Source organism: Amycolatopsis sp. NPDC051371 (assembly GCF_040682155.1).
Classification (GTDB): Bacteria; Actinomycetota; Actinomycetes; order Mycobacteriales; family Pseudonocardiaceae; genus Amycolatopsis.
Window position 1 is genome coordinate 121,769 of sequence record NZ_JBFBAG010000024.1, and the last position, 18,350, is coordinate 140,118.

Sequence of the window (18,350 nt, forward strand, 5' to 3'; positions counted from 1 at the left end):
CGGGCCGTTGCTCGTGGGGCTTCGGGTCTGGCTGGGCCTGGGCGGCTGCTGACCACCGCCGTCCGCGCGGACTTTGCCGAACGTCGCTGTCGATCGGCTCAGGCGGTCTTCGCCAGCACTTGCTCCTGTCGCGTTCCGTCCGCTCCGACCTCGCCGGCGAGCCGCTTCGTCTCGGCGTCCGCACCTGAGGTCTGCTCACCGCGGGCCAGCACGACGACCTGCGCCGCATGGGCCCGCAGCAGCGCGACCAGCCGCCGGTCGAACTCGGCGCCGCCTCCGGTGCGCAACGCCACCAGGTCCGCCTCGGTGATCATCCCCGGCATCCGATGTCCACTGTGGACATCGGATGCCGGAAGACCGGCCCGGTCGCGGATCGACTTCAACTGCGTCAGCAACCGCTCCGCCGGTGTCGCGACCGCGTCGGCGGCCGCCCGGACCGCCGGGCTCGCCGCGTGGGAAGGAGCCAGCCGGGCCGCCGACAGCGCGTTCTCCGTCATCGGCACCACCAGCTGCAGCCACGCCACGTCCGTCGGGTTGAAGGGCGAAGCGGGGCCGGCGGTGGGGGCGGGGCCGGTGGTGGCGCACCCGCCCATGGTCAGCGCCACCACCGCCGCCCCCAGAACCCGCCGTCTCACGGACGGCCGGGCAACCGGTAGTTCGGCCCGAGCACCACGCCGCGGTCCGGCTTGTACAGGTCGAACCCGCGCGGGTCGCACTGCAGGCCGCCGTTGATGCAGTGCGTCACGAGCGCCGCCAGGGTCGGCGGGTCCCACGCGTTGAAGAAGTCGTAGTGCCACGAGTAGCCGCGTCCGCTGGCCAGGTGCACCCCGGACATGTCGCCGCTCACCGGGAACGCCATCTTGAACTCGAGCATCGGTACGGGCACCGGGTGGTCGCCCGGGCACGTGAGCGTCGCCCGGTCCGGATACGCCATGTGACTCTTGTGATCGGCCGAGTCGAGGTGGACGCCGTCCCAGCAGCTCGGCGCCTGGTAGCGGATGTTGAGCTGGCTGCCCTCGGTGCAGTGCACCGGGACGTCCCAGTTGTGGAAGCTGTCCCCGCACTCCCAGCCTTCGATCGCGCCGGGCGCGTGCTGGAACTCGTCCTGCGTCGCCGTGACGCTCCCGGCGACGTAGCGCAGGCCGGGCGGGAACGGCACGACCTTCGTGTAGTCGAGGATGCCGGACTTGTAGTAGACGACCTGCGCGAAGTTCGGCAGCACCACCTGGTTGCCGTTGTAGACGGTCGGGAACCAGTACGCGGACAGGTCGTCCGGTGCCAGGCACGTGGTGTTGCCGACGCCCGCGTTCTGCAGCGACTGCAGGGTCGTGGTCGCGTTGGTGGTCTTGTTGCCGAGGAACGTGTGGTCGTGCGACGCGCCGGGCAGCCCGGGGAAGACGATCGGGTCGTCCGGCTGGTGGTGGCTGGGGGAGCAGTTGACCTGGAACTCGTGGTGGGTCACCAGGTCGTCGGCTCCGGCGGGCGACCAGGTGGCCGCGGTCAGGAAGGCGCCTGCCAGCACGGTGGCGGCGGTGCAGGCGAGGAGCGCGGCTTTCGTTGCCAAGGGTCCTCCACGGTGAGGTGCCAAGGATGGGAGAGCGCTCTCCCACAGCATGCGCACCGGGCCGCCGCCGTGTCAAGAACCACCGGGATCCGCCGCGAGACAGCCATTGTCCGATTCCCGCCCGGAATCTTGACAAGGCGGGGCGCGGTGCCGAACCATCGGACGCGCTGGAGAGCGCTCTCCAATCTCCGTCCCCTGTCGTACGGGAGTCATCGTGGACCGACCGTCGTTCCTCCGTGCCGTCCCGGCGCTGGTGGCCCTGCTGGTGCTGGGGCTGCTCGCCGGCCCGTCCCCGGCGCACGCCGCCACGCTGCTTTCCCAAGGAAGACCCGCGACGGCGTCGAGCAGCGAAGGCGCGGGAACCGCGGCGTCGGCAGCCGTCGACGGCGACGCGGGCACCCGCTGGGCGAGCGCCTGGAGCGACCCGCAATGGCTGCAGGTCGACCTCGGCGCGCCCGCGGACATCAGCCAGGTCACCCTGAACTGGGAAGCCGCTTACGCGACCGCATACGAAATCCAAGTCTCGGACAATGCCGCGTCCTGGCAGACTGTATACAGTACGACGACCGCGGTCGGCGGTATCCAGAATCTCGCCGTCACCGGGCACGGCCGTTATGTCCGCTTCTACGGGACTCACCGCGTCGGCGGCTACGGCTACTCACTCTGGGAGTTCCAGGTCAGCGGCACCCCGGGCACCCCGACCCAGGACGGCCCCGGCGTCACGCGGGTGACCGGCACCCAGGGGAACTGGCAGCTGACGGTCGACGGGATACCGTGGACAGTCAAGGGCCTGACCTGGGGACCGCCGGTCGGCGAAGCGGCCACGCGGATGCCCGAGTTGCACGCGATCGGCGTCAACACCGTCCGCACCTGGGGCACCGACGGCACGACCCAGCCCCTGCTCGACGCCGCCGCGGCCAACGGGATCAAGGTCGTCAGCGGATTCTGGCTGCAACCCGGCGGCGGCCCGGGCAGCGGCGGGTGTGTCGACTACACCACGGATACCGCGTACAAGAACACGATGCTCGCCGAGATCCAGAAGTGGGTTACCGCATACAAAGCAAACCCCGGCGTGCTGATGTGGAACGTGGGCAACGAGTCGATCCTCGGCATGCAGAACTGCTACTCCGGGACGCAGCTGGAGCAGAACCGGATCGCTTACACGCGCTTCGTCGACCAGGCCGCGCAGGCGATCCACGCCCTCGACGCGAACCACCCGGTGACCTCCACCGACGCCTGGACCGGCGCGTGGCCGTACTACAAGGCGTACGCGCCGAACCTCGACCTCTACTCCGTCAACTCCTACGCCCAGGTCTGTCAGGTCAAGCAGGACTGGATCAACGGCGGCTACACGAAGCCGTACATCATCACCGAGACCGGCCCGGCCGGCGAGTGGGAAGTGCCGAACGACGCGAACGGCGTCCCGGCCGAGCCGACCGACCAGCAGAAGCGCGACGGCTACGTCAACGCGTGGAACTGCGTCCTGGCCCACCCCGGTGTGGCGCTGGGCGCGACGCTCTTCCACTACGGCACCGAGGGCGACTTCGGCGGCGTCTGGTTCAACATCACCACCGGCAACGAGAAGCGGCTTTCCTGGTACGCCGTCCGCAGGATCTACAGTGGACAGACGGGCGGCAACACGCCGCCGGTGATCTCGTCGATGAACCTCAGCCGCAGCACCGACGTCCCGGCGGGCGCCACGTTCACCCTGACGGCCGCAGTGTCCGATCCGGACGGTGACCCGATCACCTACACCATGGGCTACAACAGCAAGTACATCAACAACGCGGCCGGGCTGATCCCGGCGCAGTTCACCGGGAACGGGACGTTCACCGTCACCGCGCCGCAGCAGCTGGGCGTCTGGAAGATCTACCTCTACGCCCGGGACGGCCACGGCAACGTCGGCATCGAGACGCGTTCGCTGCGCGTGGTCGCCCCGCCGGTGCCGGGCACGAACCTGGCCCGCGGCGCGGCGACCACGGCGTCGACCTACCAGGCCGACGGGCCCGGCGCGCCCTACCCGCCGCAGGCCGCGACGGACGGCGACTCCGCCACGCGCTGGGCGAGCGCGTGGGCCGATCCGCAGTGGCTGCAGGTGGATCTCGGCAGCCGGCAGGCGTTCGACCACGTCCAGCTGATCTGGGAGGCGGCCTTCGGGAAGGCCTACGAGATCCAGGTCAGCGACGACGCGGCGAACTGGCGGACGGTGTACACGACGACATCGGGCGACGGCGGTGCTGATGATCTCGCCGTCTCGGCCACCGCCCGGTACGTGCGGATGTCCGCCACCCAGCGCGGCAGCGCGTACGGCTATTCGCTGTACGAGTTCGGCGTCTACCGCCGGTGAATCAGCCTGGGATCAGGCAGAAGAGGTGACCTTCGGGGTCGGCGAGCACGACCCAGTCGGCGCCACCGGGCTGGAAGTCCGGCTTGGTGGCGCCGAGCGCCTCGAACTCCGTGACAGCGCTTTCGAGGTCGCCGACGCGGAGGTCGAGGTGGGCGTGCTTGGCGTCGTCCGGCCAGGACGGGCCCCGGTAGCCGGCGACGCGCTGGAAGCCGAGCCCGACCGGGCCGCCGAGCTGGACGGTGTCGTCGTCCTGATAGGTCACCTCCAGTCCGAGTGCCTTGGCGTAGAAGGCGGCGAGCGCGGCCGGGTCGGCGCAGTCGAGGACGATCGTGGTGAGTTCCGCGGGCATTTCCCGACTCCTTTCGTTCGGTCGTCACCCTGCCCGTGGTGCCGGGTCGCGGTCTTGAAGATCCTTGCGGAAACTGTCGGACCCCCGGCGTAGCGTGCGGCTCGTGCTCGAAACAGTCGAAGTCGCCGCCCGCCCGGGGTATGCGGTGAGCGTGGTGCGGTGCGCGGACGACCACCCCGGCTGGTCGCCACCCGAGGTGGCGGCCGGCCACCGGATGGTGCTCGTCCGCCGCGGCCGGTTCCGCCGCCGTGCCCGCGGGACGGTCGCGGACGCCGACCCCTCGTTGGCCTATGTGGCCACTCCGGGGGAGGAGGAGAGCTTCGCGCACCCGGCGGGCGGGGACGTGTGCACATCGGTGACGTTCGGCGAAGCGCGCTGGCATCAGCTCGCGGCCGCCCGGCCGGTCCGCCCGACGGTGTACGTCGACGGCCGGCTCGACCTGGCCCACCGCCGAGCGGTCGCGTCGGTCGCCGACCCGGACTACGCGTTGGCGGAGGAGCTGCTGGCGCTGGTGGGCGCTGCGATTACCCAGGCGGCCTCCACGCCGGCTCCCGTGTCCGGCGATCGCGCGTTGGTGTCGCGCGCCCGCGAGGCGATCGTCGCGGACGACCCGGGTGCGGCCGGGCTCTTTCCACTGGCGGATCGGCTGGGGGTTTCGCCGTACCGGCTGAGCCGGGCTTTTCCGCGCGAGCTGGGGGTTTCGCTGACGCGGTACCGCAACCGGGTCCGGGTGGGCCGGGCGCTCGACCGCCTGGAGGCGGGGGAGCACCAATTGGCGACGTTGGCGGCGGAGCTGGGTTTCGCGGACCAGGCCCACCTGACCCGCACAGTCCGCGAGCACACAGGCTCAACACCCGCGGTACTACGCGGGTTGCTGGCAGGAGAGCGGAGGGAAAGTCCTCGACGAGCGTGATGCCCAGCCAATCACGCGAGATGCCCGCGTGATCACGTGAGGTGCCCACCCGAGCCTGCGCACCGCCCACACAGCCCGGCGCGATGCCCGCGCAGCTACGCGCGATGCCCGCTCAGTCACGCGTGATGCCCCGCTGATCACGCGAGATGCCCGCGTGATCACGTGAGATGCCTCGCCAATCACGCGACGCCCCTCGGCCACGCATCAACCGCCCCGCGCGGATCAGTCAGGCGGCCGAATCCCTTGCCAGGACGGTACTTTTGCCGGACCAGACCCGTCACCAAACGCCCTACGCTCCCACCCATGGTGGACACCCCGACACGCGTGGTCCCGCTCTCGCGCGCCCGCCGGTGGACCTGGCTCCTGATCGCCGTCGCGCTCGGCTTCGCCGCGTGGCACGTCTACGGCATCACCGTCGCGCCGGAGCGGCCCTTCTTCTGGATCGGGGTGGCGTTCGACGTGCTCGTCGGCGTCGTCGGGTGGCTGCTCGGCCGCGCCTGGCCGCCCGTCGCGCGCTTCGGTCCCGAGGACATCGCCCTGGATCAGACGAAAATCCCGTACGCCGCGATCACCGAAGTCCGGCGCGGCGCCGTGTCGGCCAAGCCGTTCTGGCTCGCCTTCTGGCTGCCGACCTCGCTGCTGGGCGGGCTGATCGTCGCGCTCCGGCCGGCCGGCGACTTCGACCGCGAGGTCGTCGAGCTGGGCACCGATCGCGGCCAGCGGGTGCGCACGCGCTGGCGCGACTACCGGGCCGCCGAGGCTTTCCTCGCCGCACTTCACGACAAACGGTCCGACCTCGAGGTCCGTTACGGCGTCGACTCCGGCACCTACGCGCGGGACCACTCGCCCCGGCTGGGCGTCGGCGGCGGGTTCCTCGCCTTCGGGCTCGGGCTCTGGCTGTTCTTCGGCGGCTGGTTCGGGCTGCAGCTGCTCGACCAGTCCCTCGACCGCGGCCCCTTCCCGCCCGGGCCGACGTCGGCCGCGATCACCGAGCTGACCACGGGCCTGTCCGGCTTCGCACCGCTGCCGGGTATCGCCCGCGACTTCACCGAGTGGCCGTGCGACCGCACGAACGACCTCATCCTCGGCCCGGACCCCGGCGCCGCCGACCTGCATCTGAAGCTCGAAGGCCGGACAGAACAGGCCGGCGCCGTCGAAGCGCGGCTTCGCCAGGCGGCGGGGATGGACTCGGACCAGTACCTCGAGCGGCTCGGCCCGGACGACGTCGACTTCGAGGTCGACATCCCCGAGGACGACGACCTCTACATCGAGTTCTCCACCGGCTGCGTCACCGACGACGCGGCGCCGGGCCTGCGCGACGACCTCACGAAGCTGGCCGCGGCGCTGGGAGTGCGCTGAGGTGGGGCGGCGCGGCGGGAACGCGGGCTGGGCGCGTGGCCACCCCCAGCGGCCACGTGACTTCGCCCCGCGGCCGCTGCGCCACCCCGGGGTTCGATGTCCTGTTTTCGAAACACCGAACGGGAGTATCGTAGTCTTTCCGGGACAGGATGTGTCAAGTTTTCGGAACAGCTACGCTGACGGTTGTCCTGTTTCCCTGACTGAAGGCGGTGTGTGGTGAGCGATGAACGCAGTTTCGCCGAACGACTGGCGCACTTGATCGCGACCGTGCACCCGCCGGACCGCAAGCCGTACTCCTACCGGGAGATCGCCCACGGCGTCGCCGAACAGACCGGCGTGACGATGTCGGCGACCCACGTCCAGCAGCTCGCCGTCGGCGCGCGCAAGGATCCCAAGCGCTCGCACATCCAGGCCCTCGCCCAGTTCTTCGGCGTGCCGGTGACGTACTTCTTCGACGACGAGGTCGCCGGGCAGGTCGATCGCCAGGTCGAGGACGTCGTCGCGTGGCGCGACACCGAAGCGCGGAACCTGGCGCAGCGAGCCATGCAGCTTTCCCCGCGAGACCGCGAAACGGTGACGGCGTTGCTCGACCAGCTGGCCGGCTACGACGAAACCCGGAGCCGCGGCCGGCGGCGGAAGCCGGAGTGACGGCGGGCGGTCGGCTACGATGACCTCGTCCGTGCTGGCGCCCCGGTGCACCCGGCTGGCGCCCGGTGACCGGGGAGGACCCATCGACGAGCGCGGCCTGACGGACCTCCGAGCCGGCGCCCGGCAGCGGGTGCGGACCGTGCTCGCCGCCGTCCCGATGCCCCGCCCGTGGTCGATGAACGCCTGGGTCGACGGCCTCGAGGCCTGGCGCGGCCGCGAGATCGACCTCGTACCAGTCGAATACCGGCCCGGTCGGCCGTCCGGCGCGTGGCAGGCCCGCCCGGACTACGACCTGATCGCCTACGTCGAGCACACGTCGGCGCTGCACCAGGACCACATCATCGCCCACGAGCTCGCCCACATGCTGTGCGCGCACACCGGGAGCTGCCAGATGTCGGAGTCCGACGCCGCGCAGCTCGCCCCGGACCTGGCGCCCCAGGCGTTGTCGCACCTGCTGACCCGCGTGACGTCCAGCACCGACGAGTACGAGGCCGAGCTGATCGCCGTGCTGCTGATGAGCGCGGCGACGAGCGAGCCGCCCGCCGTTCAGCCGGGCGCGTCCGGCCGGGCGGCGGATCAGGCTAGGCGGCTGGCGGCTCTCCTGGGATAGTCGCGTCTCGTGATCGACATTCTGTTCGTCGGGGTCGGGCTCTTCGCATCGGCCATCGGGATCTGGCGGGCGGTCCGCGCGCGGCGCACCGGCGCGGGTGCGGGCCTGGCCGTCTCGCTCATCGCGCTCGGGGCGGCGTTCTGCTTCCTCTCCAACCGTGCACAAGTCTTCGAGAGCGAGATCTACCCGAGCCTCGGCCGGCTGCTGTCGAACCTCGCGACGATGGTCGCGGCCTACGGGATCGGGCTGACGGTCGCGGAGATCAGCGGCACGCGCGACCGCGGCCGGCGCACGCGGCTCGTCGCGCTGGGCGTGGCGCTGGTCCTGTTGACCGTCATGTTCTTCAGTACGCGGGACCTGCCGCGCGGCGTCGGCGTGTTCGACGCGCTGTACGGCACGCACCCGACGTTGGTCGTCTACGTCTTCGTCTACACGGTCTACCTCGGGTTCGCGGTGCTGGACATCGGCGTGGTGGCGGCCGTGACGGTCCGCGCGAGCGGCGGCGCGTTGCGCGCGGGACTCGCGCTGTTGCTGCTGGCGTCGGCGTTCGCGGTCGCCTACCTCGGGGGGAAGATCGTCGCGACGATCCGGGCGCTGCAGGACGACCACCCGGCGAAGGCGCTGTGCCGCGGTCCGTTCTCGACGCTGCCGTGCACGCTCGACGTCGGTTTCCCGGCGGTCTCGGTGCTGCTGATCGTGGTGGGGCTGACGATCCCGTCGATCCCGGGGCTGGCCGCCGGGCGCCGCGACGCGAAGACGCTCCGCCTGCTTCGGCCCCTGCGCGAGCACCTGACTCGGCGGTTCCCGGAGATCGTCCGCATCGACCCGGGCGGGCCGTCCCGCCGCGAACGGTTGCTGACGGCGATGAGCGAGACGAACGACGGGCTGATTCTGGCCGGGGTGACGCCGGAGCTGGCGGCACCTGCGGCGGCTCGGCTGGTGCGGGACCTCCCGGACGAGCCGGGGGAGGAGGAGCCGCCGCCGGTCGCACAGGCGGAGCCGTTCGCCGCGGACGTCGTGCGGCTGCGGGCGATCGCGCGTGCGTACCGGAAGGTGGACGGTGAGGCAGCGGACGAGGTCGCCAGCCCGGTCCGGTGACTTCGTGGCTGCGGGCGTCGCCGCAACTACCCCGGACATCTACTGACTTCAAAGACGCACCGACTGCAAAGGTGTATCGACTACATCAGTGCACTCACTCCGCGGCTGCACTGACCGCGAAGGCGGACTCACGCCAGAGACGCATGCGCTTCAAACATGTAATGACTACAGAAGTGAAGTCACTATGCATATGGACTGATTCCGCGATCGTAGTCACTGCATAGGTGCACTCAGTACGCGACTGAAGTCACTGCAGGGGCGATTCACCGGCGAATGGTGCTTCCAGCCGAGGCTCCCAGCCGCGTTCGGTGAGTGCCACGAGCTGCAACGCGGTTGCGTGAGCGGTCAGCGGCAACAGGGGTCGCACTTCGGCACCCACCCGCGAAAGGGTTTCCTCGTCGCCACCCATGGCGACGGTGACGTGCGCCGGCGGCCGGGGCCCGAACCGTCCACCGTAGGGCGCAACCTCCGGCCAGCGAGCGCACACCGCATCGGTGATCGGCTGAAGCGACGGAGCCGGAAGCGCCGCAAAACCGGGCGCGGCCAAGAACTCGCCGAGCCGCACCTCGGTCGGCGAAACACCCGAAGCGAGCGACCGAACCGCGGCCAACACCGAGGCGGTCAGCAAGGTGTCCGGCAAAAACGGGTACAACGCAGTCACGTGCGCAGCCAGCCCGGGGCGGACCAGAGCAGGGTCGACCCGCCGGGCCGCGGCCAGCGCGGGTTCGGCGGCGGCCAGCAGGATCACCAGCGCGGTGGTTCCGGGTTCGGGCACCCCCGCATCATCGCAGTCAGGCGGCGGCGCTCTCCGGGAACCGTCCCTCGCGGGCCAAAGCGAGGCTGCGCCGGCACAGCTCCACGAGTTCCAGGTTCGCGCGGCTGCGGGGGCTGCGGCCGCAGAGCCCGCAGTGGATCGCCACCTCGCCGGTCAGCTCGTCCACCGCGACCAGCGCCTGGTGGTCGCACCGGCGGCACCAGCGGTAGCCGATCGCCGGGTTCGTGTGCACCGGGGACGAAACGCAGTCGTGCAGCCAGCGGCGGTGCGTGCGGCAGGTGACGCGGTCGGTCGGGTCGAGCCGGCCGTCGTCCTCGGCGTGGTCCTCGCCGGCCAGCGTCGAAGCCAGCAGGGGCAGCCGCGCCGCGGCGGGCCGGTCCTGCGGGTTCGGGCTGGCCCACGCGTGGTGGTCGCCGCATCGGCACTTCTCGGACATGTCGCCCCCAGTGGTCGGGTGGTTCGCTCCGTCGAGTGTGACCGTGGCAACAGACGGTGGACAACCGGGAAAACGCTCAGTTTCGACCAGCGGCAGGGGTTCCGCGGCGGGCGGATGGGCGGACTTCGGCGCCCGCGTATGCGAACATATGTTCTATGACCGACGAGGGGCCCATCCTGCACGCCGACCTCGACTCGTTCTACGCGTCGGTGGAGCAGCGCGACGATCCGGCGCTGAAAGGACGCCCCGTGATCGTCGGCGGCGGGGTCGTCCTGGCCGCGAGTTACGAGGCCAAGGCCTATGGCGTGCGCACGGCGATGGGCGGCGCGCAGGCCCGGCGGCTGTGCCCGCACGCGGTCGTCGTACCGCCGCGGATGTCGGCGTATTCGGCCGCGAGCAAGGTGGTCTTCGAGGTCTTCCACGACACCACTCCGTGGGTGGAAGGCCTCTCGATCGACGAAGCCTTCCTCGACGTCGGGGGGTTGACGAGGATCGGCGGACGGCCCAGCCACATCGCCGAACGGCTGCGCGCCGCCGTCGCCGAGCGCGCCGGGCTGCCGATCACGGTAGGGGTGGCGCGGACGAAGTTCCTCGCGAAGGTGGCCAGCCGCGTGGCGAAGCCGGACGGACTGCTGGTCGTCCCGCACGACGCGGAGCTGGAGTTCCTGCACCCGCTGCCGGTCGGCGCGCTCTGGGGCGTCGGCAAGGTCACCGCCGAGAAGCTGCGCGCGCGGGGGATCACGACGGTGGGTCAGCTGGCCGCGTCCGAGCCGGTGGACCTGGTGAGCATGCTCGGCCGGGCGGCCGGCGGGCACCTGCACGCCCTGGCGCACAACCGGGACCCGCGCCGCGTCGAGGTCGGCCGTCGGCGGCGGTCGATCGGCGCCCAGCGGGCCCTCGGACGCGGCCGGCGGACCCCGGCCGAGCTCGACGTGGTGCTGGTGGCCCTGATCGACCGGATCGCCCGCCGGCTGCGTGCCGCTCGCCGCGTCTGCCGGACGGTGACGATCCGCCTGCGCTTCGCCGATTTCACACGGGTCACGCGCTCGCACACGCTGAACGAACCGACGGCGGGCACGGGCGCCCTGCTCGCCGCGGCCCGGGAACTGCTCGTGGCCGCGCTGCCGATGATCGCCGACCGCGGGATCACCCTGCTGGGCGCGGCGCTGTCCAACCTGGCCGACGAAGACCCGTTCCAGCTGGCGCTGCCGTTCGAGCGGCAGCGGGCGACCCAGCTCGACACGGCGCTGGACGCGGTGCGGGACCGCTTCGGCAGGGCGGCGGTCACCCGGGCGGTCCTGCTCGGCCGCCCGGACGACCTCGAAGTGCCCCTGCTGCCGGATTGACGGCCGGAAAGGCTTCAGCTTTCGTCGCCGGCCATTCCGGGCCGATCCGGAATACGGGCGTGCGCCAGCGCGGAAAGCGCGGCGGGCCGTAGCGCGTCGGTGCGGTTCCACAGCCGCGCGCCGACGCTCTTGCGCTGTCCCGCCTGTTCGACGACTTCGAAACCGGCTTCGCGCAGCAGGCCGGCCATGGCCGTGGGGGAGAGGAAGGTGCGCCACGGCTCACCCTGTTCCGCGGCGACCGGCGCGACGGCTTCGGCGTAGCCGTTTCCGGCCGCGTCCCGCAGTTCCGGAGGAAGCAGGTGATCGGTGACGATTTCCGATCCGGGCGCGAAACGGCCGAGATCCGTCAACGTGGCGAGAATCGCCTTCCGCGTCAGGTACATGGTGACACCGAGCCAGCTGACGAACACGGGACGAAACGGGTCGAGTCCACTCTGGACGAGCCGTTCCCGGAGCGGGTCGGCTTCGAAGTCGACCGGGACGAAGGTGACGGAAGCGGGCACGGCGACGCCGGCGCCTTCGAGCAGTTCTCGTTTGGCGGCCTGGGTCGACGGCCGGTCGACCTCGAACACCCGGAATCGCGCGGACGCGTCCCGATACGCGAACGAATCGAGTCCGGCGCCCAGAATCACATACTGGTCTATACCGGAATTGGCGCGGAGGAGACGGTCTTCGGCGAACCGGCTGCGGCACACCGCTTGGGCGCGGGCGCCGGCCAGGACGGGATGCGTACCGTGGAGGTGGTGATAGGCCAGGAGTTCCTCGGCGTGCTCGCCGAGGAGGGCAGCGGCGAGGGTGTCGGAGAAGACGATCGGCTCGGCATCGACGAGCAAATGTGCCGCCCGCGCGGCCGCCGCGGTGAACGCGGTGCGGCTGACGCGGGGTGCAATACCCGGAAAGTCGGCGGTGGTCATAGGGACACGGTACCGATTCGATTTCGACTATATCACGAAAACAAATAGTTTACAAGACGGCACCCATTTCGACTCGATTGCGGTCACCCTGGACAGGGCGACCGCGGTCGCCCGGGCGACCATTGTGGACGCTTGACGGGTGTCGCGCGTGCCGGACGGGATTCGACAGGTTAGGGTCAGTCCGACCGTGTTCTGGAGAAGATGAGGAACGACGAACCATGGCGCAACGGGTGCACGTCGAGATGGTGGACGACCTCGACGGGAGCGAGGCTTCGCAGACCGTCCCCTTCAGCCTCGACGGGGTGACGTACGAGATCGACCTGTCCGAAGGCAACGCGTCCGCGCTTCGGGACGAGCTCGCCCGCTTCGTCGCCGTCGCGCGGCGGACCGGCGGCCGCAAGGTGCGCCTCGCGACCGGCCAGTCGCTGTCGGGCTCGTCGAGCTCGGGCACCGACCGCGAGCGCAACCGCCAGATCCGCGAATGGGCGCAGGCCAACGGCTACGAAGTCGCGGAGCGCGGCCGCCTGTCGAGCGAGATCATCGCGGGCTTCGAGGCCGACCAGGCCGCGCCCGCCGAGCCGGTCGAAGCCAAGCCGGCGCGCAGGCGCGCGGCGCGCAAAAAGGCCTGACGCCGGAACCGGTTGCCGGACAAGCAACCTCGCGCGCCCGAGCTGTGTGATCACGACGGCGGCGATGTCCGGTGGCGGTGTTTCGTGCGCCTGGGGTCAAGGGAGATCCCGGCGCGCGACACGCACGACGGCGAGCGGGGCCGGTTTCCGGCTCGCTCGGCCGGTCGCCGGTCGCCGGTCGCCGGTCGCCGGTCGCCGTAGGCGGCCGTCGCGCCCCCGGGTCGCGTTTGTTTGTTTCTCACCGTGCCGCGTCCACTGGGTGGGCCGTGTTTCTCGTCCGGCCGCCGCTCGTGGTGTTTTCGCTTGTGGACCGGATTTGCCGGCGACCCCGCCCGCGTGGACTTTTCGCTTGGTAGGTCCGGGTTCCCGTTCGTTCACGCCCGCGGTGTCGTGTCTTGATGAGCCTGCGGTGATCGCCCGGTCCGGCTCGCCGGCGACTGTCCTGATCGGCTCGCCGTGGGGTGAGCCGCTTGCCTCCGTCGTGTGTGGATCTCCCGCGGCGCGAAAAAGGCGCGGCCGGCGGACATTTCCCGGCCGGTAAAGCTTGTCGGAGGGTGGCTCCGATGGCCAGACTGTCAGTGCTCCACGCGGCCGGTACCGCGCCGGAGCACGGCCCGGTGGCCGCCTCCTCCCTCGATGGCCACCGGGCCGCCTTCATGTCGCCCCTTCGGTGGCAAGCCCTTTCCGGGTACGACCCCTAGCTCGCGAAGCGCTTTCCGTCCGATCGGACATCCCGGTAGACAATCGACCAGGACAGGCGCACACTCAGACTACTCCATACTGCATACAATCTTCAGTCGAGGATTCTGAGGGAGGCGGTCATGATGGCCGAGGTCCGCGAGCTCCGAGACGTCTATGGACGGCGGTACCGCGTCGGCGAGTCCGACCGGGAGCTGCTCGGCCGGCCGCGGGCGTGGATCACCTGGCTGGCCGCCGCGGCGATGCTGGCCGCCGGGGTGCAGCAGTACGGCTTCGGCGCGATCGTCCCCGCGCTGAGCCGGGCGCACGGCTGGACCTTCGGCGAGATCGTGCTCTCGTTCGCCTTGTGGGCGATCTGCCAGGCCGGGATGGCTTTCCCGGCGGCGTGGCTGCGCGAACGCGGCGTGCTTCCGGCGCCCGTCGCGATGGCGCTGGGCGCGGTGCTGTGCGCCGCCGGGCTGGTGACGCTCGGCCACGCGACCAGCCTGCCCGCCGTCTTCCTCGGCTACTCCGTGCTCGGCGGGCTCGGCACCGGCTTGGTCTACGCGACCTGCGTCGGCGCGGTGCTCGCGTGGTTCCCCGATCGGACCGCGTCCAGCGCTGGCGTCGTGAGCGGCGCGTTCGCCTACGGCAGCGTGCCCTTCGTCGTGCTCGCTGCCGCTCTGCCGGTCGCGCGGCCGGTGCTCCTGGACGTCACCGCGGGCGTCGTGCTCGTCGTGATCGCCGGGTGCAGCGCACTGCTGCGGTACCCGCCGCGGCACTGGTGGCCCGCGACGCCCGAGCCGCGCGCCTGGGCGCTCGACCGGACGCACAACCGGCGGCCGGCCGTCCGGCACTACCGGCCGGCGGAGCTGTTCCGGTGCGGGACGACTCTCGCGCTGTACCTCGTCGTCGTGCTCGCGGCCGCCGTGCTGCTGTTCGACCTCGCCTACCTGGCGACCTTCGTCGCCGAGCGCAGCGGGCCCGGGCTCGCCTCGGCCGCGTTGGCGCTGCTAGCCGCGGCGACCGGCAGCGGCCGGGTGCTCATCGGCCGGCTCGCCGACCGGCTCGGCCGGCACCGGATCCTGCGGTTCGCGCTGCTCGCGGGCGGCGTCGCCCAGTTCGTCCTCTTCTACTCGGGCGAGCACCGGCACGCCGTCGGCCTGCTGCTGGGCGTCGCACTCGCCGGCCTCGGGAACGGCTGCTGCTACACGCTGCTGGTCGGCCTGGTGCGCGAGTACTTCGGCGAGGAATCGGCGGCCCAGAACTTCGGAATACTGTATTCCGCCAAGGCCGTCGGCGCGGTGGTCGGGATCGGGATCGCGGCGCTCGTCGTGACTTCGCACGGGTTCCTCGGCGCGTTCGCCGCGGCCGGGGTGCTGAGCCTGGCGGGCGCGGTGCTGTCCGGGCGGCTGACCCAGCCGGGCCGGCCCAAGTCGCTGTTGCCGGCGGCGTGACGTGGGGCGGATGACCAGCCGTCGCCGGGTGCTGCGCGTCCGCGACGGCGTGCAGACCGCGCGCCCGGACACGCTGACCGTCGAGGAACCCCTGGAAATCCGGGTGGCGGGGAAAGCGCTGTCGATCACGATGCGGACCCCGGGCGACGACTTCGACCTCGCCGCCGGGTTCCTGGTCGGCGAAGGTGTGGTGCGGGCGGCCGCGGACCTCCATTCGATCCGCTACTGCGCCGGGGCCACGGCCGACGGCGGCAACACGTACAACGTGCTCGACGTCGTGCTCGCGGCGGGCGTCGCGCCGCCGGACGCGTCGGTGGAGCGGAACTTCTACACGACGTCCTCGTGCGGGCTGTGCGGAAAGGCGAGCCTGGACGCCGTCCGGACGACGGTGACGTGGCCGATCGAGGACGACCCGTTCGGCACCGACCCGGGGACGCTCGCCCGGATGCCCGACGAACTCCGTGCGGCGCAACGGGTCTTCGACCGCACGGGCGGGCTGCACGCGGCGGGGCTCTTCGACGCCGACGGGAAGCTGCTGTGCCTGCGCGAGGACGTCGGCCGGCACAACGCGGTGGACAAGGTGGTCGGCTGGGCGACCCGCGACGGCCGGCTGCCCCTGTCCGGGACGGCGCTGATGGTGAGTGGGCGGGCGTCGTTCGAGCTGGTGCAGAAGGCGGCGATGGCCGGAATCCCGTTGCTGGCGGCGGTTTCCGCGCCGTCATCGCTGGCGGTGGACCTGGCCGGGGAACTGGGACTGACGCTGGTCGGTTTCCTGCGCGGCACGTCGATGAACGTCTACACGCGACCCGACCGGCTGGGACTTCAGCCGAACTGAGCGAGCAGAGCGGCGACGGCGGGGGAGGGATCTCCCCGGTGCACGGCGCCGAGCTGCCACGGCGGCGGCCGGTCGAACCGCCGGACGGTGAGATCGGGAAACCGCGAGGCGGCCGACGCGGGGAGGACGCAGGCGGCCAGCCCGGCCCGCACGAGCCCGGCGGCGACGGCGAGATCATCGACCTCCAGCGAGAGCCGCCGGCAGGGAAAGGCCCGGTCGACGGCTTCGCGGATGGCCCAGCCGCGGGGAAAGTCCACGAGGGACAGTTCGGAGAGATCGGCGGGCGCGGACCGCGAGCCGCCGGGTGCGGTGGCGAGGACGAGTTCTTCGCTTGGGAGCAGAGTGGTGACCAGCTGGGAAGCGAGAAGTGCGGAGACAGCGGGGGTGGGGTGGTGGACGGGGCCGGCCGGGTCGGTTGGGGGATCGCCGGGTGCGGGGGCAGCCAAGCCGGCCGCGGAGGAGCCCTGCGCGGGGGCCACATCGGTCTCGGAAGGACGGTGCGCAGGGGCGGTTGTGGGTTGGCCGGTCGGACCGGTCGCGGAGACCTCCGGCGCGAGGTCCTGGGTGGCTGATCCGGCCGCGAAACCGTTGAGACCCGCCAAATCGCGGCTGGCACCCGAGGTAACCAAAGTACCCGCCGCAGAACCACCGCTCCCGGCCACCGCCAGCACCACGTCCACAGTGGACTCGGCCAGAAGCCGGTCCGCCTCGCCGGCCCGAACCTGCCGGACCTCCACCGCCAACCCCGGGTGCACCTGCCGCAGCGCCGCCAATACCCGGTGCCAATCCGACAGCAACCCCGGGCACACCCCGAGCCGGACCCGGCCGCACACCGGTGACACCGCCGCCCGGGCGCGGGCCGCCGCCTCCAGGGCCGCCCGCGCGGCGGGCATGAATGCCTCGCCGGCGGGCGTCAGGACCACCCGATGCGTCGTGCGGTGGAACAGTGGCGTCCCCAAGTCGCGCTCCAACGCCCGGACCACCGTGGATACTGTCGACTGGACCGTCCGGAGCCGTTGCGCGGCCGCCGTGAAGCCGCCCTCCTCGGCGACCGCCACCACCACCGCCAGCTGACGCAGCTCCATCACGACACCTCGTCGAGCACGCCGGTCCGCTCGTCGAGGACGTAGCCGCGGACGACGTCGGTGTGGGGCAGGAACGGCGACGCCCGCAGCCGCGCGATGCACTGGCGGACGTCCTGGACCGGGTCCGTGAACGTCTCCGCCGCCCAGCCCGGCCGCATGCCCGTCGACGACTCCAGCCGCCGCGCGAACTCCGTGTCCGTGAACGTCCGCATCCCGCAGTCGCGGTGGTGGATCAGCACGATCTCGCGCGTGCCCAGCAGGTGCTGGCTCACCGTCAGCGAGCGGATCGCGTCGTCGGTCACCGCGCCGCCCGCATTGCGGATCACGTGCGCGTCGCCCTCACCGAGGCCGAGCAGCCGGTGGACGCTGAACCGCGCGTCCATGCACGCGAGCACCGCCAGCTTCAGCCGCGGCTTCGCCAACATCAGCCCAGCACCTCGCGGACCAGTGCCGCCGTCTCGCTCGGCGTCCGCCCGACGCGGATCCCGGCCGCCTCCAGCGCTTCCTTCTTCGCCGACGCGGTTCCGGCCGAGCCGGAGACGATCGCGCCCGCGTGGCCCATCGTCTTGCCCTCCGGTGCGGTGAACCCGGCGACGTACCCGACGACCGGCTTGGACACGGTGGCCCGCACGAACTCCGCGGCCCGTTCCTCGGCGTCGCCGCCGATCTCGCCGATCAGCACGATCAGGTCGGTTTCCGGGTCCTTTTCGAACGCTTCGACGGCGTCGATGTGCGTTGTCCCGATGATCGGGTCGCCGCCGATCCCGACACACGTGGAGAACCCGATGTCGCGCAGCTCGTGCATGAGCTGGTAGGTCAGCGTGCCCGACTTCGACACCAGGCCGATCCGGCCCGGCCCGGTGATGTCAGCGGGGATGATCCCGGCGTTGGACTTGCCGGGGGAGATGATGCCGGGGCAGTTCGGCCCGATGATCCGGGTCCGCCCACCGGCCGCGACGGCGTGCGACCACAAGCGGGCCGTGTCGTGCACCGGGACGCCTTCGGTGATCACCACCGCGAGACCGATGCCCGCGTCCACTGCCTCGATGACGGCGTCCTCGACGAACGGCGGCGGCACGAACAGCACGCAGACGTCGGCGTCGACCGACGCCATCGACTCCGCGACGCTGCCGAAGACCGGCAAGGAACGGCCCGAAACCTCCACGTGCTGCCCGGCCTTGCGCGGGTTCACGCCGCCGACGACGTTGGTGCCGGCGGCCAGCATCCGCCGGGTGTGCTTGGCGCCTTCGGAGCCGGTGATGCCGGAGACGACGATCCGGCTGGTCTCGTCCAGGAAGATGGCCACG

The 18,350-nt window shown here is 71.4% G+C and carries 19 protein-coding genes; 10 read left to right on the forward strand and 9 right to left on the reverse strand.

The genetic code is table 11. The features are described from left to right. Positions 1-98 precede the first annotated feature (98 nt). Together AB0M59_RS27890 and AB0M59_RS27895 are read right to left on the reverse strand one after the other, a co-directional pair. Positions 99-635 (reverse strand): DUF305 domain-containing protein, encoded by a 537-nt coding sequence (locus AB0M59_RS27890; RefSeq protein WP_364620522.1) that lies wholly within the window; start codon positions 633-635, stop codon positions 99-101. After that, the gene (locus AB0M59_RS27895) at positions 632-1,564 is read right to left on the reverse strand and encodes a DUF1996 domain-containing protein (RefSeq protein WP_364620525.1); all 933 of its coding nucleotides are present in this window, start codon (positions 1,562-1,564) and stop codon (positions 632-634) included. Before AB0M59_RS27895 ends, AB0M59_RS27890 begins: the two co-directional genes overlap by 4 nt. 214 nt (positions 1,565-1,778) lie before the next feature. Here AB0M59_RS27895 and AB0M59_RS27900 point away from each other — a divergent pair, with 214 nt between their 5' ends. Beyond that, on the forward strand, positions 1,779-3,911 hold the full coding sequence (locus AB0M59_RS27900; RefSeq protein WP_364620527.1) for a discoidin domain-containing protein: 2,133 nt from the start codon (positions 1,779-1,781) through the stop codon (positions 3,909-3,911). Between the two features lies 1 nt (position 3,912). Here the strand turns inward: AB0M59_RS27900 and AB0M59_RS27905 are convergent, their stop codons facing one another. Then, positions 3,913-4,260 carry a VOC family protein gene (locus AB0M59_RS27905; RefSeq protein WP_364620530.1) on the reverse strand — a complete coding sequence of 116 codons (348 nt, stop codon included), beginning with the start codon at positions 4,258-4,260 and terminating at the stop codon, positions 3,913-3,915. Positions 4,261-4,333: 73 nt separating this feature from the next. Between AB0M59_RS27905 and AB0M59_RS27910 the strand changes: the two genes are divergently transcribed. The 5 genes from AB0M59_RS27910 (at position 4,334) to AB0M59_RS27930 (ending at position 8,888) form a co-directional block, all read left to right on the forward strand. Further along, a complete protein-coding gene (locus tag AB0M59_RS27910) occupies positions 4,334-5,173 on the forward strand; it encodes a helix-turn-helix transcriptional regulator (RefSeq protein WP_364620626.1) in 840 nt (279 codons plus the stop codon). Positions 5,174-5,476: 303 nt separating this feature from the next. Beyond that, positions 5,477-6,532 (forward strand): hypothetical protein, encoded by a 1,056-nt coding sequence (locus AB0M59_RS27915; RefSeq protein WP_364620533.1) that lies wholly within the window; start codon positions 5,477-5,479, stop codon positions 6,530-6,532. 216 nt (positions 6,533-6,748) lie between these two features. Beyond that, positions 6,749-7,180: an XRE family transcriptional regulator gene (locus tag AB0M59_RS27920; protein ID WP_364620536.1), complete on the forward strand. Its 432-nt coding sequence runs from the start codon at positions 6,749-6,751 to the stop codon at positions 7,178-7,180. A 19-nt stretch (positions 7,181-7,199) separates the two neighbouring features. Then, on the forward strand, positions 7,200-7,790 hold the full coding sequence (locus AB0M59_RS27925) for a hypothetical protein (protein WP_364620538.1): 591 nt from the start codon (positions 7,200-7,202) through the stop codon (positions 7,788-7,790). A gap of 9 nt (positions 7,791-7,799) precedes the next feature. After that, positions 7,800-8,888: a hypothetical protein gene (locus AB0M59_RS27930; RefSeq protein ID WP_364620541.1), complete on the forward strand. Its 1,089-nt coding sequence runs from the start codon at positions 7,800-7,802 to the stop codon at positions 8,886-8,888. 247 nt (positions 8,889-9,135) lie between these two features. On the opposite strand, the gene AB0M59_RS27935 is transcribed toward AB0M59_RS27930, so the two are convergent. After that, on the reverse strand, positions 9,136-9,663 hold the full coding sequence (locus tag AB0M59_RS27935) for a 2'-5' RNA ligase family protein (protein ID WP_364620544.1): 528 nt from the start codon (positions 9,661-9,663) through the stop codon (positions 9,136-9,138). A 16-nt stretch (positions 9,664-9,679) separates the two neighbouring features. Next, positions 9,680-10,099, reverse strand: a complete 420-nt coding sequence (locus AB0M59_RS27940) for a hypothetical protein (protein WP_364620547.1) — start codon at positions 10,097-10,099, stop codon at positions 9,680-9,682. A 155-nt stretch (positions 10,100-10,254) separates the two neighbouring features. Here AB0M59_RS27940 and dinB point away from each other — a divergent pair, with 155 nt between their 5' ends. After that, on the forward strand, positions 10,255-11,445 hold the full coding sequence (gene dinB, locus AB0M59_RS27945; protein ID WP_364620549.1) for a DNA polymerase IV: 1,191 nt from the start codon (positions 10,255-10,257) through the stop codon (positions 11,443-11,445). A gap of 14 nt (positions 11,446-11,459) precedes the next feature. Here dinB and AB0M59_RS27950 read toward each other — a convergent pair whose 3' ends face one another. After that, positions 11,460-12,359 (reverse strand): class I SAM-dependent methyltransferase, encoded by a 900-nt coding sequence (locus AB0M59_RS27950; RefSeq protein ID WP_364620552.1) that lies wholly within the window; start codon positions 12,357-12,359, stop codon positions 11,460-11,462. A gap of 218 nt (positions 12,360-12,577) precedes the next feature. Between AB0M59_RS27950 and AB0M59_RS27955 the strand changes: the two genes are divergently transcribed. From AB0M59_RS27955 to fdhD, 3 genes are all read left to right on the forward strand, one after another. Then, entirely contained in the window at positions 12,578-12,988 is a 411-nt protein-coding gene (locus tag AB0M59_RS27955) for an Lsr2 family protein (protein ID WP_364620555.1), read from the forward strand. Between the two features lie 821 nt (positions 12,989-13,809). Then, on the forward strand, positions 13,810-15,123 hold the full coding sequence (locus tag AB0M59_RS27960) for an OFA family MFS transporter (protein ID WP_364620557.1): 1,314 nt from the start codon (positions 13,810-13,812) through the stop codon (positions 15,121-15,123). 1 nt (position 15,124) lies between these two features. Further along, a complete protein-coding gene (fdhD, locus tag AB0M59_RS27965; RefSeq protein ID WP_364620559.1) occupies positions 15,125-15,958 on the forward strand; it encodes a formate dehydrogenase accessory sulfurtransferase FdhD in 834 nt (277 codons plus the stop codon). Here the strand turns inward: fdhD and AB0M59_RS27970 are convergent. From AB0M59_RS27970 to sucD, 3 genes are read right to left on the reverse strand one after another with little or no spacing between them, the layout of a single operon-like run. Then, entirely contained in the window at positions 15,946-17,043 is a 1,098-nt protein-coding gene (locus AB0M59_RS27970; RefSeq protein WP_364620562.1) for a LysR family transcriptional regulator, read from the reverse strand. The two genes, fdhD and AB0M59_RS27970, sit on opposite strands and share 13 nt — an antisense overlap. After that, positions 17,043-17,468, reverse strand: coding sequence for a carbonic anhydrase (locus AB0M59_RS27975; RefSeq protein ID WP_364620565.1), 426 nt, complete (start codon positions 17,466-17,468; stop codon positions 17,043-17,045). Before AB0M59_RS27975 ends, AB0M59_RS27970 begins: the two co-directional genes overlap by 1 nt. Next, a complete protein-coding gene (sucD, locus tag AB0M59_RS27980) occupies positions 17,468-18,349 on the reverse strand; it encodes a succinate--CoA ligase subunit alpha (protein WP_364620568.1) in 882 nt (293 codons plus the stop codon). The genes AB0M59_RS27975 and sucD overlap by 1 nt, the downstream gene beginning before the upstream one ends. Position 18,350: the final 1 nt, after the last annotated feature.

Bases quoted from the DNA above. Each gene is read 5' to 3' on its own strand.
- AB0M59_RS27905 (WP_364620530.1), bottom strand. From the start codon at position 4,260: ATGCCCGCGGAACTCACCACGATCGTCCTCGACTGCGCCGACCCGGCC.
- AB0M59_RS27915 (WP_364620533.1), top strand. From the start codon at position 5,477: ATGGTGGACACCCCGACACGCGTGGTCCCGCTCTCGCGCGCCCGCCGG.
- AB0M59_RS27925 (WP_364620538.1), top strand. From the start codon at position 7,200: ATGACCTCGTCCGTGCTGGCGCCCCGGTGCACCCGGCTGGCGCCCGGT.
- AB0M59_RS27940 (WP_364620547.1), bottom strand. From the start codon at position 10,099: ATGTCCGAGAAGTGCCGATGCGGCGACCACCACGCGTGGGCCAGCCCG.
- dinB (WP_364620549.1), top strand. From the start codon at position 10,255: ATGACCGACGAGGGGCCCATCCTGCACGCCGACCTCGACTCGTTCTAC.
- AB0M59_RS27950 (WP_364620552.1), bottom strand. From the start codon at position 12,359: ATGACCACCGCCGACTTTCCGGGTATTGCACCCCGCGTCAGCCGCACC.
- AB0M59_RS27955 (WP_364620555.1), top strand. From the start codon at position 12,578: ATGGCGCAACGGGTGCACGTCGAGATGGTGGACGACCTCGACGGGAGC.
- AB0M59_RS27960 (WP_364620557.1), top strand. From the start codon at position 13,810: ATGATGGCCGAGGTCCGCGAGCTCCGAGACGTCTATGGACGGCGGTAC.
- AB0M59_RS27970 (WP_364620562.1), bottom strand. From the start codon at position 17,043: ATGGAGCTGCGTCAGCTGGCGGTGGTGGTGGCGGTCGCCGAGGAGGGC.
- AB0M59_RS27975 (WP_364620565.1), bottom strand. From the start codon at position 17,468: ATGTTGGCGAAGCCGCGGCTGAAGCTGGCGGTGCTCGCGTGCATGGAC.